A 14,929-nucleotide genomic window follows, 5' to 3' on the forward strand; every position below is an offset into this window, starting at 1 on the left:
TGCCTCTTGGTGCACGCGAGGGGATTGGCATGGCCCTGCCACCCGCGGGGCCTGACGCTACCGAGGGAGTATTGCGCAATGCTGACAGCCAAGCAGCACGAATTGCTCCGTTTCATCCAGCAGCGGCTGGAGGAGACGGGCATCTCGCCCAGTTTCGAGGAAATGAAGGAAGCGCTCGATCTCAAGAGCAAGTCGGGGGTGCACCGACTGATCTCCGCGCTCGAGGAACGCGGCTTCCTGCGCCGCCTGCCCAACCGGGCGCGGGCGCTCGAAGTGATCCGCCAACCCGGCGATGTCACCCCCATCCGCGCTGGCATCGGCGCGGCCTCGGGACCGGCAATGCCGCGCACCCCGGCACCGGAACCGGCCAATGACGTGATCGAACTGCCGCTCCACGGGCGGATTGCCGCGGGCGCGCCGATCGAGGCGCTCGAGGGTCAGAGCACCCTTCCCGTTCCGGCGGCGCTGCTCGGCCCGGGCGAGCATTTCGCGCTCGAGGTCTCGGGCGATTCGATGGTCGAGGCTGGCATCTTCGATGGCGACTATGCCCTGGTGCGGCGCACCAATGTCGCACGCGAGGGCGAGATCGTGGTGGCGCTGGTGCGCGGCGAGGAGGCCACGCTAAAGTATCTGCGGCGCGAAGGCGGTAAGGTGCGGCTCGATCCGGCCAATTCCGCCTATGCACCGCAATATTACCGGCCCGAGGAGGTCGAGGTGCAGGGCAAGCTCGCCGGGCTGCTGCGGCGCTACCACTGAGGCTGAGGCGCTGGCCGCGTCGGCCCATGGGGCCGCGCCGCCAGTCACCCTTTGCCAGCGGTCGGCAGCGCGCCTTGATGCGGCTGGCATGTCTTGCTGGCTGCGATGCCTGCTGGGATGCATGCTGCAACAAGATGGCCGCGCCGGCCACTGCACGCCGCCGCGGAAGATCGCGTTTTGTGCGCGGGCTGTTGCGTATTGGCGCCCGGCCAAGGCCTTGGCGGCTCAGCGGAGATTGTCGGTGCCGCTGGGCCAGGCCAGATCCCCGCGGCGCGCAACCGTGCTGCCCCGCCACCAACCATGCGCGCCCTGGGTTTCGGCGACGCTGGTGATCTCTCGCCGCGAAAGATCGATGGCAAGCCCGCCGCTCGCGGCAAGATAGCGCCGATCGGCCTTGAGCCAGCGCGGCAGGCACGAGCGGGGAAGGCGCCGGTCGGCGACAACGATATCGGCCTCGGCGCAGGCAGCCGCGAGCGCGCGCTCGGGAACCTGAAAGCGGCTTAGGGCGATGAGAAGGTTCCACGCCTGCCCGCCGCGCACGATACGCACCGCGCAGAAGGCCGAGGAACAGCGTGCCCCCGGCCATGACGCGAGCGGCACCGGATCGGCCCTGACCCCGGCAAGCTCCATGAAATTGTCGCGCACATAGTCCGAACGGCTGTCACGCAGCACCACGAGGCCGCGCCCGCCATCGGCCAAGCGCAGCGTGATGCCCACCTGCCGGCCGTCGCCGGCAATGAGCACATCGGGGATCGGGGTCATGGCCGCCATCAGGCTCGCCGCCGCGATCGGCACCAGGCCCCACAGCCGCACCCGCCCGCGCCACAGCCCCAGCCACAATGCTCCCACCACGAACAGCGCGATCGTGGCGCGGCTGATCTGCGGTATCAGCGTCACCGCCCCGGCCTGCGCTGCGGTAAAGCGGGCGATCGCGAGCAGCAGATCGAGCGCCTTCTCGACCACCCACCAGCACGGCGCCCCCAGCCCGGCGAGGTCGAGCACCAGACCAAGCGCGATCATCGGCATGGCGACGAAGGTGACGAGCGGGATCGCCACCACGTTGGCCAGCGCGCCATAGGCCCCGGCACGGTGAAAGTGGAACAGCACGATGGGCATCAGCGCCAGCTCGATCACCACCCCGGTCGCAAACAGCATCGCCACCTGCCGCAAGAGGCGCCGCCACCATGGTTCGTCACGCGCGGCCATGAAGGCGCGCACCGGCGCGCTCGTGGCCAGCGCCACGATCGCCAGCACCGCGGCAAAGCTCATCTGGAAGCTCGGCCCGATCGCGCTTTCGGGCCACAGCAGCAGCACCGCAGCGGCGGCCACCGCGACCATGCGCAGCGACAGCGCCTCGCGCCCCAATGCCAGCGCGCCAAGCACCAGCAGCGCTGCGAGGCACGAGCGCACCGTCGGCACCTCGGCCCCGGTGAGCAGGGTGTAGCCGATCCCGGCCAAAGCACCGCCGCCCGCCGCCACCAGCGGCAGCCGCAGCCTGAGCGCGAGCGCGGGCCAGAGTGCGAGCAGCCGCAGCATCGCCAGATAGGCCGCACCGATCACCGCACTCACATGCAGACCGCTGATCGAGAGCAGGTGGGTAAGGCCCGAATCGCGCATCGCCGCCTCGTCCGCCGGCGCAATGCTGCCGCGCTCACCGCTGGCAAAGGCCGCCGCGATCGTGCCGGCGGGCCCATCAACCCGCGCACGCACATGGGCGGCGAGCGCACGCTGCAGGCGCGCCAGGCCCCAGCCCGCTTTCGCCGGGCGCAGCACGACAAGCGGGCCTACCATTGTGCCCGTCGCCGAAAGCCCCTTGAACCAGGCCGCCCGGGCAAAATCATAGGCGCCCGGCAGCATCGGGCTTGCCGGGGGCATCAGCAAGGCGCGCAGCCGCACCCGCGCGCCCTCGGCCAGCCCGGGCGGGGCGCCCGTCTCACCAAAGGCGGCGAACGGGACATTGACCCTGACCTTGCGCGCCGCCTCCTCGCCCGGCAGCCGCACCGCAAGGGTAAGGCGCAGCCTGCCCTCGGCGGGCTCATCCTCACGCGCGAGCACATGGCCATCGATTTCGGCCAGCATCGGCGCCTTGATCGGCGCGGCCCCGACGATCGCCGAGCGCGCCCAAATCAGCGCCACACCAAGGGCAAAGACCAGCCCGCAGGCGATCAGCGCCCCGCGCAGATGGGCCCGCGTTTCATCGGCGGCGCTGCCGAAGGGCCAGAGCAGCCGCGCGCCGAGCGCCAGGCCCAGCCCGGCAGCAATCGCCGCACACCATTGCCAAAGTTGCGGCAGCACGAACCAGGCGGCGATCCCGGCGGCGAGCACCACCGCCAGCCAGGGCGCACGGTCGAACCCCGCCCGCGCGAGGAAGGCCTCTGCGGCATCGGCAAGCCGCGATCCGATCGCGCCAGCACCCCCGCTGGACAAGCGCGTGCCGGTTTGCCAAGGGCGCGCCGGACTTCCTTCGGCAGCATCGCCGCCGGGATCGTCTCCAAGCGGAATGATCGGCACGTCGCGCACAGGCCTGCCCCCTGACCGGCTCAAGCCCGGCGGCAAACCAGCGCTCAAGCCGCTCGAAGTGAACAGGAAGTGATCGCCCATGGCAAGCGAAACCAACGCCCCACCATCGCCCGCACCGGGTTCCGTGGTGACCCGCTTTGCCCCCTCGCCCACCGGCTTTCTGCATATTGGCGGGGCGCGCACGGCGCTGTTCAACTGGCTCTATGCCCGCCACCACGGCGGGCGGGTGCTGCTCAGGATCGAGGACACCGACCGCCAGCGTTCCACCCAGGCCGCGATCGATGCGATCATCGAGGGGCTCGACTGGCTCGGGCTCGATTTCGATGCGCCGCCGCTGTTCCAGTCCGACCGCGCCGAGCGCCATGCCGAAATCGCCTGGAAACTGCTTGCCGCCGGCCATGCCTACAAGTGCTTCGCCACGCCCGAGGAGCTCGAGGCGATGCGCGCCCAGCAGCGCGCCAACAAGCAGCCGCTGCGTTATGACGGGCGCTGGCGCGACCGCGATCCTGCCGAGGCTCCGGAAGGCGCCCCCTTCACCATCCGCATCAAGGCCCCGCGCGAGGGCGAGACCACGATCCATGATCGGGTCCAGGGCCCGGTGACGGTGAAGAACGCCGAGATCGACGATTACATCATCCTGCGCGCCGATGGCACGCCCACCTACATGCTCGCGGTGGTGGTGGATGATCACGACATGGGCGTCACCCATGTGATCCGCGGAGATGACCACCTCAACAACGCCTTCCGCCAGCTGCCAATCATCCGGGCGATGAACGCGATCGAGGGCGACTGGCCCGATCCGGTCTATGCCCATATCCCACTGATCCACGGCAATGATGGGGCCAAGCTTTCCAAGCGCCACGGGGCGCTGGGGGTGGAGGCCTACCGCGACGAATTCGGCATCCTGCCCGAGGCGCTGTTCAACTATCTGCTGCGCCTTGGCTGGGGGCATGGCGACCGCGAGGAGATCAGCCGCGAGGAGGCGATTGCGCTGTTCGATCTCGACGGGGTGGGCAAGAGCCCCTCGCGCTTCGACATGAAGAAGCTCGAGAATCTCAACGGCCACTATCTGCGCGCGGCCGATGATGCGCGCCTTGCCGCGCTGGCGGCTGCGCGGATCGGCGAGGAGGCCGATGTGGCGCTGCTCACGCAGGCCATGCCGGTGCTGAAGGTGCGGGCGAGGAACCTCAACGAAATTGTTGAAGGCGCTCGCTTTCTCTTTGCCCGGCGCCCGCTTGCCATGGACGCGAAGGCGACCGCCCTGCTCGATGACGAGGCGCGCGCGATCCTGCGCCGGATTGTCGATCGACTGGCGGGCGAAAACGACTGGACAAGCGCGACGCTCGAAGCCACTACCAAGGCGCTCGCCGAGGAGTGGGGATTGGGGCTCGGCAAGCTGGCGCAGCCGATGCGCGCGGCCTTGACCGGGACGACCACTTCACCCGGCATCTTCGATGTCCTCGTGCTTTTGGGCCGGGACGAGGCGCTTGCCCGGCTTGCCGATCAGGCTGGCACTGCCGCCTGAGCAAGCCGGGGCGCGTCACACAGGGATTTTGGACAGGAGAATTATCGTGGCAGACAAGCTGGCGAAACTCGAACTGGACGGCAAGACTTATGAATATCCGGTGTTCGAGGGCAGCACCGGCCCGGACGTGATCGACATCCGCAAGCTCTATGCCCAGACGGGCCTGTTCACCTTCGATCCCGGCTTCACCTCCACCGCCAGCTGCGAAAGCGCGCTCACCTATATCGATGGCGATGCCGGGGTGCTGCTCCACCGCGGCTATCCGATCGGGCAGCTCGCTCAGGATTCGAGCTTCATGGAGGTCTCCTACCTGCTGCTCAATGGCGAACTGCCGACCAAGCAGGAACTCGACGACTTCACCTACACCATCTCGCGCCACACCATGCTGCACGAGCAGCTGATGACCTTCTATCGCGGGTTCCGCCGCGACGCGCACCCGATGGCGGTGATGTGCGGGGTGGTCGGCGCCCTCTCGGCCTTCTATCATGACAGCACCGACATTTCCGATCCCGAGCACCGCAAGATCAGCTCGCACCGGCTGATCGCCAAGATGCCGACGATCGCGGCGATGGCCTACAAGTATTCGATCGGCCAGCCCTTCATGTATCCGGACAATTCGCTGAGCTACACCGGCAATTTCCTGCGCATGACCTTTGGCGTTCCGGCCGAGCCCTATGTGGTGAACCCGGTGGTCGAGCGCGCGCTCGACCGCATCTTCATTCTCCATGCTGACCACGAACAGAACGCCTCGACCTCGACCGTGCGCCTCGCCGGTTCCTCGGGCGCCAATCCCTTTGCCTGCATCGCGGCGGGCATTGCCTGCCTGTGGGGCCCGGCGCATGGCGGGGCCAACGAGGCGGCGCTCAACATGCTCAAGGAGATCGGCACCCCCGATCGCATCCCGCACTATATTGAGCGCGCCAAGGACAAGAACGATCCCTTCCGCCTGATGGGCTTCGGCCACCGGGTTTACAAGAACTACGATCCGCGCGCGACGGTGATGCAGCAGACCGTGCGCGAGGTGTTCGCCGCGCTCAAGGTTACCGATCCGCTGTTCGAGACAGCCTTGCGGCTCGAGGAAATCGCGCTCAGCGATGATTATTTCATCGAGAAGAAGCTGTTTCCCAATGTCGATTTCTATTCTGGGATCATCCTTTCGGCGATCGGCTTCCCGACCACCATGTTCACCGCCCTGTTTGCCCTCGCGCGCACCGTGGGCTGGGTGGCGCAGTGGAACGAGATGATCTCCGATCCGGCGCAGAAGATCGGGCGTCCGCGCCAGCTTTACACCGGGCCGACCCAGCGCGATTACGTGCCGATCGACCAGCGCTGAGCGGCGCGCATGGCCGCGCTGCGCAGGCTGATCTGGATGATCGGTCTCGCCATGGTGGTGCTGGGCGGCCTCTGGAGCCTGCAGGGCCTGGGGCTGCTCGCCTGGCCCCCCGGCACCTTCATGTTCGCGCACGGCGAATGGGCGCTTGCAGGGGCGCTCACCCTTGCAGCCGGGGCGGTCATCCTGTGGTGGCTGCGCCCATTGGTGCGGTAAGGCAGCGGCCTTCTTGCCGCGCTCACCAACCTCCCTTCGATGATCGCTGACGCCGTCAGCCGGTTGCGCTGGGCTTTTCAACCCAGGCGGGCAGATCGAGCCGGAACACCGCCCCGCCTTCCGGCCCGTTGCTGACCGTGAGCGTGCCGTCCATGGCTTCGGCGAGCCGGCGCGAGATGTAGAGGCCAAGGCCCGCGCCGCCCTCGCGCCCGCCCTCCTGCGCGCGCCCGAGCCGCTCGAACTTGTCGAAGATCCGCGCCGCCTGCTCGGGCGTGATGCCCGGGCCTTCATCGGCAACGCTCACGCCCACGCGGTCTCCGGCGGCTCCGTGCACGGTGATGGTGACGGTGCTCGCCGCGGGGGCATAGGCGATGGCGTTGCCAATGAGGTTGATGAGGATCTGCAGCACCCGGCGAAACTCGGCGCGTGCCACCGCCGCGCCCGCCTCGCCCACGACCTCAAGCACGGTCTCGCGGCTGCGTGCCCGCACGCCGAGGATGCCCGCCGCGCGCCTTGCCGCATCAACCAGATCGACCGGCTCCTCGGCGGTGGCAAAGCCCGGGGTCTCGACCACCTCGAGATCGGCAAGATCATCGAGCATCGCCGCAAGGTGCTGCCCCGCACTGGCGATGGTCGCGGCATAATCGCTGTATTCCTCGCGCAAGGGGCCGGCAAGGCGCGCGCGGATGGTCTCGGCATTGGCGATGATCCGCGCCACCGGCTGGCGCAGCACCGGGGTGAGCGCGGTGCCGACCAGGCGCGCAGGGCTTGCCTCGCCGGCATCGTCCTCGGCCTCGGCGGCGGGCTCGGCAAGCAGGGGTTCCTCAGGCACCAGCAACCATTCAAACCCGCTCGGGGCCTGGGGATCGGGGCCGAGCGGAATCAGCCGCACGCGCCAGCTGCGCGCCGATCCGGCAAAGCGGCACAGCGCGCCATCGAGCAGGCGCCAATGTAGCGGCTGGTGATGCGAAATGTCGGCCAGCTCGACCAGCTGCGTCCAAACCTGCCCCGGGGCTGCCATCGCTGCTGCCTCGAGTGCGGCGGCATCGGGGGCGGTGGCGTTCAGCACCTGCACCTGCTGGCGGGCATCGAGCCGGGCGCTGACTTCGGCGCTGGCCCGGTCGATCGCATCGAGCGTTGCGGCCATGTCGCGCGCCAGCCCTGCCGAAGGCGCCCGGCGCTGCCAGTTCTCGACCAGCACCTCGCACCCCCCGCCCTCATCCGCGCCGAGCGGACGGATCCGAGCAAAGCCAGAGACCTCCGCCTCGCCATCATAGGCGCTGAAGGCGCGCGCGAGGCGCAGCCCCATGCGCCGCGCCTGCTGCACCAGCGCCAGCAATTCGGGGATGGCGAGCGTTCCCGGCAATTCGCCGCCACAGCGCTCCTGCAGATCGGCAAGCGCCGCATCGGCCTGGAGCAGGCGGTCGCGCGCATCGGTGATGCCGGCGGCGCCAAGGCGGCTGTCGGGAAGGTCCATCGCGGTCATCACCAGGCCGGATCGCTGGCGAGGATTTGCCCGGCGCGCGCGGGCGCCAGCGCGGCAATCGCACGGGGCATCCGCGCGGCGGGGGCGATCAACAGGCATTGGCGCTCGATCTCGGGCAACTCGGCCCCGGCGGCGCGCAGCGCCAGCGCCAGCCTTGCCCCCTGCCCCTCGTGACAGGCGAGCACCAGCGCGCCGCGCGGGAGGCGGGTGGCGGCGGCGAGCGCGCTGGCAAAGAGCGCAAGCCCCGCGTGCTCAAGGCCAAGCGCCGCCCGCGCCGCCCCGCGCATCGCCGCCACCAGGCGCGCGAGCAGACCAATACGGCTGGCCCCCTCATCATGCCCGGCCTGAAGATGCTCAAGGCCGGCGCGCATTGCGAGGGCGTGGAACAGCTCGGCCGGAAGTTCGCCGAGCGGCAGTTCCATCCGCCGCTGGCTCTGGATGAAGCGCGATTGCGCCGCGAGCGTGCGCATCGCCAGGCTCGCGGTGGCGGGATCCTGCGCGGCGATGAGTTCCTGAAGCAATGGGCTCAACACCGGATCGATGGCGTGGCGCTGGTGCAGCCGCTCGGCGATCAGCCCCTCGGCGGCAAGCGCGTGGCAGAAGGCGAGCAGCGCCTCGTCGGCAATCAGCGCGGCGCTCCAATGCGCGATCTGGTCTTCCGCCTCGGGCCCAGCGCGCATGGACGGATCGCGGCCCGCCCGTGCAGCGACGATCTGCGTGGAAAGATCTCCGATCATGCCGCGCACCCGGGCAAGCACGGCATCGCTCACCAGCCCCTCGGCCTCGCTGCCGAGCAGGTGGCGCAGCACCGGGACGACCGCCGCCAGCGCGCGCTGCTCGCGCGCGACAGCCTCCGTAAGGAGCGCCTCGACAGCATTGTCGGCAGCCTGATCGATCACCTCATCGCCCATCGCACGAGGCTTAGTCCCGGCATAGTTAAATCCGCGTTAGTTCATTGCATCGGCGCGCGCAGCAGCAAGACCGCCAGAAGCGTGAGCGCGAGCACGGCGACCGCGCCGGGCAGCTGGCCAAGCGCGGCAGCAAGCCCGAGCAGCGCGAGGAGGCCAGCACGCTCGGCCGCAAGCGGCGCCAGCGCTCCGGCAGAGCGCGCTGCAAGGCGGGCAAGCCCGACAAGGAGCGGCCCGATGAGCGCCAGCGGCGTCTCGAGCGGCCAGGGATCGAGCGCGAACCATACGACCAGCGCGGCAAGCCCGTCTCCCAAGGGGCTGAGCGCGGCAAGGCCGCGGCCTGGCGGCACGCCGTGCAGCCGCGCGCCCAGCAAGCCGATCGCCTCGGCAAGCGCGACGCCGAGGCTCGCTGCCGCGCCAAGCGCCAGCGCGAGCGGGGCTGCGCCGACGAGCGCGGCGGCCACCGCCGCGCCGAGGCCCGCCAGCCCCAGTCCACCTGCGATCAAGGCGCCCTGCGCCACCCCGCGCGGCGCAAGCGCCCGCGCCAGCGCCATGGCCAGCATCGCCGAGGGGGCGGACCCGGGAACGGGCGCCGCGGCAGCCGCGATCAAACGCGCCTCGTGCCGCCCGGCAGCCTCGGCGCTGTCGAGCAGCATCCAGCTTTCGTCGCCAAGCACCGCGCCCGGCAGCGTCTCACACGGTGTGCCGGCCTGAAGCGCAAGGCGCAGCAGCACCGAAATCGCATCGGCATCTTCGGGAACATCGGCAAGGCGCTGCACAGGCCCGCCGCGCATCACCAAGAGGCCCGCCCAGCAGTGGGCGGCATCGATGCGTTCGAACACCTGCGGATGCGCGGCCGCGCGGGGGTGATCGGCCGGGATCGCCACCACCACGCGCCGGGCGCTTTCGCCCGCGCCAAGCAGGCCCGAGAGCGCCGCGGGATCGGGCAGGATCCCTTCGCGCAGCACGATCAGCGTGTCCTCGGCCCTCACCAGCGCGGGCAGCGCGGCAAAGCGCGCGAGGGCGTGGAACTCCGTCCCCGCCGCCTCGGTCTCGTGCTGCGCCGCCAGCACGGCATCGCAGCGCTCTCGGCACAGGCAGATCACCCGCTCGGCCCCTGCCTTGCGCAAGAGCGCCGCCTGCCAGGCGAGCAAGGGTCGGCCGGCGAGCGGCAATTCGGCGCCGAGCGCGCCCGTCTCGGTGGTTGAAAGCGCTGTCAAAAGCGCGATCCGCATGTCCTGCTCCGCCTCGCGGCGATCATGTCCGCATCAGCGCAGTGCCGCTTTGTGCGGGCCAGTGCAAGCGGTGTGCGCTGCCCTGCCTTTGCCGCTCAGCGGCGCTGCTGGCGCTGCTGGTCGCGCTGGTGGGCGCGGGCATAGCGGGCGATCACCCCTTCGACCTCGCGCACCGCCATCGGCTCGCCGGGTGCGGCGTGGAGCGCGATCTCGGCCGCCTGAAGCAGATCATCGGCGTTGAAGCTCGCGGCAAGGCCCTTGAGCCGCATCGCGGCGACGTGCCAATTGCCATCGCACCGCGCACGCTTGAGCAGATCGAGCTGGCGCGCCGCGCTTTCGAGAAAGGCTTGGCGCAGCTCGCGCATCAGCGCGGCATCATCCCCGGCCGCTGCGGCGAGGGTGGCATCAAGGGCACCGTAATCGAAGGCCATGGCCGCTGCCATAGGCCTGTTCGGGTTAAAGCGGGGTTTATCGCGATTCCGAGTGTGGTAAGGATGTCCCATGGCAGGACGGCATCAGATGCGCGCCTTGGGGCGCGGGGGCAGCCAGGGCGACGCGGCTGAGGAGAGCGCGGCGGCAGGGGCCGAGGCGCTGGAGCTTGGCCCTGCCGATGAGGAACTGGCGCTTGCCGATGGCTGGAGCGCCGAAGACGAGGCCGAGGCGGCGCATGCGCCCTCCCCGCGCCGCGGCTGGATCGCCGCGGCGCTCGCCGGGCTGGTGCTGGCCGGGTGGAGCGGGTTTTTCGCCTGGGCGCATCAGGACGTGCTCGCCAGCGGCGCAGCACCGCGCGAATGGGCAGCGCTGATCGGCCAATGGGCGGTGCCGGCCGGGCTCATCGGCATCGTCTGGCTGCTGGCGATGCGCTCCTCGCGCGCCGAGGCGCAGCGCTTTGCCGAGAGCGCTGCGCTGCTGCGGCGCGAGAGCGAGGCGCTCGAGGCGCGGCTCAAGGTGGTCAACCGCGAACTCAGCCTCGCGCGCGAGTTTCTTGCCGCCGAAGCGCGCGATCTCGAAACGCTCGGGCGTCTTGCGGTCGAGCGGATCTCCACCCACGCGGCAGAGCTGCAGGCGCTGATCGCCGACAATGGAGCGGAGGTGAGCGCCATCGCCACCGCCAGCGAGGCGGCGCTCGGCAACATGAACCGGCTGCGCGGCGATCTGCCGGTGATCGCCCAGGGTGCGCGCGATGTGTCCAACCAGATCGGCGCCGCCGGCCATGCCGCGCACGAGCAACTGGCCCGGCTCAGCGAGGGCTTCACCCGGCTCGAGGCCGCGAGCGCGGCAAGCGCGGCTAAGGTCGATGGGCTGGGCAGCGAGGTCGAGCGGATCACTGCCGGGCTTGAAGCGGCGATGGCGCGGATCGAGGCGCTGGCGCAGGGCCGCTTTGCCACGCTTCAAGCCGAGGCCGAGGCCTACCAGACCAAGCTCGAGACGCTCGCGGGCGAGGCGCGCACGGCCCATGAAGCGCGCCTTGCCGCGGTGGAGGAGGAAGGCAAAGCGCTCACCACGCGTCTCACCGAGGCGGCAGAAAATGCCCGCAGCGCCTATGAACAAGCGATCGCGGCGCTCCATGACCGGCTGGTCGAAAAGCTGCACAACATTGATGAGCTTGACCGCAGCACCGGCGCCGCGGCGAGCCAGCGCGTTCTTGCCTTGCGCGAGGAAGCGGCGCGCCTTGACGAACTTCTGGCCGAGCATTGCCGCCGCTTTGATGCCATGATCGCGCAGCGTCAGGCCGCCTTCGAGACGCAGGAGGCCCAGGCGAGCGAGGTGCTGGCGCAGCGCCTTGCCGCGCTCGATGATGCGCTTGGCGAGCGGCGCGCCGCCCAGCTGGCCGAGGCCGAGCAGCTGGTGGCACAGGGCGAGGCGCTCGCCGGAAGGCTCGAGGCGCTGCGCGCGGTGATGGCCGAGGCCGGCGCTGCCGGGAGCGAGGCCGAGCAGCGCCTCAACGCCGCTCTGGCGGCCATCGCCGCGGCGCTCTCCGACAAGCGCAGTGCGCTCGGCGACACCGCCAGAGGCCTCGAGCAGCTAACCGACAGCGCGGTGCGGCTGCTCGAGATCATCCAGGCTGCCGCGCGCACCTTGCGCGAGGATCTCGACGCGGCCATTGCCGCTGCCGGGGACGCGCTCGGCACGCTCGAGACCCGCGCCGAGGCGGTCTCGCAACTTATGCTCACCAGCAGCGCGGCGGGGCAGGATCTTTCTGCCTATCTCCACGAGACCCGCGCCGGGATCGAGGCCGCCGAGGCCGCCATGACGAGCTTCAAGGCCGATCTTGCCGCCGACAGCGAGGAGGCCCTCGCCCGGCTCCAGGGCTTGCGCGGCGGCTTTGCCCGGCTGGCTGCCGAAAGCGCGGCACTCGCCGGCGAGAGCCAGGATGCGCTGCGCGCCGCGCTCGCCCGGCTTGAGGAGGCGATCCGCGAGACCTTTGCCACGCTCGAGGATGGCACGCTCACCCGCGCCGGCGCGCTGGCCGAGCAGCTTGGCGGTCAGGCGGTCGAGACGCTCGAGCGCGCGCTGCGCAACGAGGCCGCGGCCACCATCGGCAAGCTCGAACAGGCCGCCGCCCATGCCTCGGGCGTGGCACGCGAAGCGGCGATCCAGTTGCGCGACCAGCTGGTCAAGGTCAACGAGCTCACCGGAAATCTCGAGCAGCGCGTGGCGCGCGCCCGCGAACTGGCCGAGGAACAGGTCAACAATGATTTTTCCCGGCGCATGGCGCTCATCGCCGAGAGCCTCAATTCGGCCGCGATCGACATTTCCACCGCGCTTTCGGCCGAGATCGCTGATACCGCCTGGGAGGCCTATCTCAAGGGCGACCGCGGGATCTTCACCCGCCGGGCGGTGCGGCTTATTGATAACGCCACGGCGCGCGAGATCGCCGGGCTCTATGGCAGTGACGAGACCTTCCGCGCCAATGTCAACCGCTACATCCACGATTTCGAGGCGCTGCTGCGCGCCACGCTCTCGACCCGCGACGGGCATGTGCTGAGCGTCACCATGCTGGGATCGGACATGGGCAAGCTCTATGTCGCGCTGGCCCAGGCGATCGAGCGGCTGCGCACCTAGCGCGTGCTGGCTTCAGCGCTCAGCCCGGGCGGCTTGGGCAGGAAGTCGATATCCTCCGGGGTAATCCAGCCATAGGTGTAATTGGCAAGATAAAGCCCGGTGCACAGGGCCGCAAGGATGGTGGCGCGCAGCATCAGCCGGCCGGGGCGGAAGTTGACCGGCGCGCTCTCGGCCTGCCCCGGCACCTTCTCCACCCCGGCCTCGTCGGCGGTCTTGACGCCGAAGGGCAGCATGATGAAGGCGCACATCACCCAGAACAGGAAGTAGATCGCCAGGATCGAGGTGATCTGCATCAGGCCGCGGCCCCAGGGATAATCACCCGCACCTGTGGGCGCTTGCCCGACCAGCGCTGCGCCGCGCGCCGGGCGGCGAGCCGTGCCGCCTCGCGGATCGCCTCGGGATCGCGCCCGTCGCGCCCCTTGAGCCGCCCGATCGCGGCGAGCACGTCCTCGGCGGCTTCATCGAGGAACTCGGGCAGATCCTCATCCAGCGGCAGGCCCACCGCCTCGATCACCGGCCGCTGCCCGCGCAGCAGCACCACCACCACCAGCCCCTCGGCGGCGATGCGGCGGCGCATCGTCATCGCTTCGCCATTGGCCGGGGTGATGATGTCGCCATCAAGCACCAGGCGCCCGGCGCGCACCTCGGCGATCTTGCCGGGGGCGCCGGGGGCTAGGCGGACGAGATCGCCGTTCTTCTGCACCACCTGCGCCGGGATACCGCAGACCTTGCCGAGGCGCGCTTGCTCGGCCATGTGGCGCATCTCGCCGTGCACCGGCACCAGCACCTGCGGGCGCAGCCACAGGTAGAGTGCCTCAAGCTCGGGCCGGCCGGGATGGCCTGAAACATGGATGAATGCCTGCCGGTCGGTCACCATGGTGATGCCGCGGGCGGCCAGCTGGTTCTGCACCCGGCCAATCGCGATCTCGTTGCCGGGGATCTGGCGCGATGAGAACAGCACCACATCGCCCGGCGCCAATTCGATCGGATGGTTGCCCTCGGCCATGCGCGCCAGCGCCGCGCGCGGCTCGCCCTGCCCGCCGGTCGCCAGGATCAGCACCTCGCCGCGCGGCAGGCCCATGGCGGTGTCGAAATCGACCGGCTCGGGAAAATCGGCAAGGTAGCCATTGTCCTGCGCCACCTCGATGATCCGTTCGAGCGAGCGGCCCGCCACCACGATCCGCCGCCCTGTCTCGCGCGCGACCTCGCCCAAGGTCTGCAACCGCGCGACATTGCTGGCAAAGGTGGTGACGACCACGCGCTTGCCTGCATGGCGCGCCACTTCCTCCATCAGCGCGCGGTGCACCGCGCCCTCGCTGCCCGAGGCCCTGGGATTGAAGACATTGGTGGAATCGCACACCAGCGCGAGCACCCCATTATCGCCGATGGCGCGCAGCTCCTCCTCGGTGGTCGGCTCGCCGATGATGGGCTCCTCGTCGAGCTTCCAATCGCCGGTGTGGAAGATGCGCCCATGGGGCGTGTCGATCAGCAGGGCGTTGCCCTCGGCAATCGAATGGGCGAGCGGCACATAGGTGATGGCGAAGGGGCCAATGGGAATAGGCCCGTGATCCTCGGGGATGATATTGAGTTCGACCTCGTCGAGCAGCCCCGCTTCCTCGAGCTTCCTCGCCACGAGGTCGGCGGTGAAGGGCGTGGCATAGATCGGCACGCCGAGATCGGCGGCGAAATAGGGCACGGCGCCGATATGGTCCTCGTGCGCATGGGTGAGCACGATGGCGAGCAGATCCTCGCGGCGCTCCTCGATGAACTCAAGATCGGCAAAGACCAGCTCAACCCCGGGATATTCGCTGCCCGAAAAGGTCATGCCGAGATCGACCATGATCCACTTGCCCTGGGCGCCGTAGAGGTTGACGTTCATGCCGATCT

At 69.7% G+C, this 14,929-nt stretch carries 12 protein-coding genes; 5 read left to right on the plus strand and 7 right to left on the minus strand.

Annotated elements, in window-relative coordinates; all coding sequences use genetic code 11:
- Nucleotides 1-78: 78 nt before the first annotated feature.
- Nucleotides 79-756: a transcriptional repressor LexA gene (gene lexA / locus G524_RS0101180; protein WP_027442062.1), complete on the plus strand. Its 678-nt coding sequence runs from the start codon at nt 79-81 to the stop codon at nt 754-756.
- A 225-nt stretch (nt 757-981) separates the two neighbouring features.
- Here lexA and G524_RS14615 read toward each other — a convergent pair whose 3' ends face one another.
- On the minus strand, nt 982-3,183 hold the full coding sequence (locus G524_RS14615; protein ID WP_245561253.1) for a ComEC/Rec2 family competence protein: 2,202 nt from the start codon (nt 3,181-3,183) through the stop codon (nt 982-984).
- 172 nt (nt 3,184-3,355) lie between these two features.
- On the opposite strand from G524_RS14615, the gene gltX reads away from it, so the two are divergent.
- The 3 genes from gltX to G524_RS0101200 are packed head-to-tail and all read left to right on the plus strand — an operon-like array spanning nt 3,356 to nt 6,347.
- Nucleotides 3,356-4,801 carry a glutamate--tRNA ligase gene (gene gltX / locus G524_RS0101190; protein ID WP_027442063.1) on the plus strand — a complete coding sequence of 482 codons (1,446 nt, stop codon included), beginning with the start codon at nt 3,356-3,358 and terminating at the stop codon, nt 4,799-4,801.
- Between the two features lie 46 nt (nt 4,802-4,847).
- On the plus strand, nt 4,848-6,134 hold the full coding sequence (locus G524_RS0101195; protein WP_027442064.1) for a citrate synthase: 1,287 nt from the start codon (nt 4,848-4,850) through the stop codon (nt 6,132-6,134).
- Between the two features lie 9 nt (nt 6,135-6,143).
- On the plus strand, nt 6,144-6,347 hold the full coding sequence (locus G524_RS0101200; protein WP_027442065.1) for a hypothetical protein: 204 nt from the start codon (nt 6,144-6,146) through the stop codon (nt 6,345-6,347).
- 55 nt (nt 6,348-6,402) lie between these two features.
- On the opposite strand, the gene G524_RS0101205 is transcribed toward G524_RS0101200, so the two are convergent.
- The 4 genes from G524_RS0101205 to G524_RS14625 all read right to left on the minus strand — a co-directional run bounded on the left by G524_RS0101205 (nt 6,403) and on the right by G524_RS14625 (nt 10,407).
- Entirely contained in the window at nt 6,403-7,833 is a 1,431-nt protein-coding gene (locus tag G524_RS0101205) for a sensor histidine kinase (RefSeq protein WP_245561254.1), read from the minus strand.
- Entirely contained in the window at nt 7,833-8,744 is a 912-nt protein-coding gene (locus G524_RS0101210; protein WP_027442067.1) for a hypothetical protein, read from the minus strand. Before G524_RS0101210 ends, G524_RS0101205 begins: the two co-directional genes overlap by 1 nt.
- A gap of 41 nt (nt 8,745-8,785) precedes the next feature.
- Complete coding sequence (locus G524_RS16185) at nt 8,786-9,976, minus strand: hypothetical protein (RefSeq protein ID WP_027442068.1); 1,191 nt, start codon at nt 9,974-9,976, stop codon at nt 8,786-8,788.
- 95 nt (nt 9,977-10,071) lie between these two features.
- Nucleotides 10,072-10,407: a hypothetical protein gene (locus G524_RS14625; RefSeq protein ID WP_051220860.1), complete on the minus strand. Its 336-nt coding sequence runs from the start codon at nt 10,405-10,407 to the stop codon at nt 10,072-10,074.
- 70 nt (nt 10,408-10,477) lie between these two features.
- Between G524_RS14625 and G524_RS0101225 the strand changes: the two genes are divergently transcribed.
- A complete protein-coding gene (locus tag G524_RS0101225) occupies nt 10,478-13,042 on the plus strand; it encodes an ATPase (protein ID WP_027442069.1) in 2,565 nt (854 codons plus the stop codon).
- Here the strand turns inward: G524_RS0101225 and G524_RS0101230 are convergent.
- Nucleotides 13,039-13,335, minus strand: coding sequence for a DUF1467 family protein (locus G524_RS0101230; protein ID WP_027442070.1), 297 nt, complete (start codon nt 13,333-13,335; stop codon nt 13,039-13,041). The two genes, G524_RS0101225 and G524_RS0101230, sit on opposite strands and share 4 nt — an antisense overlap.
- A complete protein-coding gene (locus G524_RS0101235; RefSeq protein ID WP_051220861.1) occupies nt 13,335-14,921 on the minus strand; it encodes a ribonuclease J in 1,587 nt (528 codons plus the stop codon). Before G524_RS0101235 ends, G524_RS0101230 begins: the two co-directional genes overlap by 1 nt.
- Between the last annotated feature and the right edge of the window lie 8 nt (nt 14,922-14,929).

It is taken from the genome of Erythrobacter cryptus DSM 12079 (assembly GCF_000422985.1).
Taxonomy (GTDB): Bacteria; Pseudomonadota; Alphaproteobacteria; order Sphingomonadales; family Sphingomonadaceae; genus Erythrobacter; species Erythrobacter cryptus.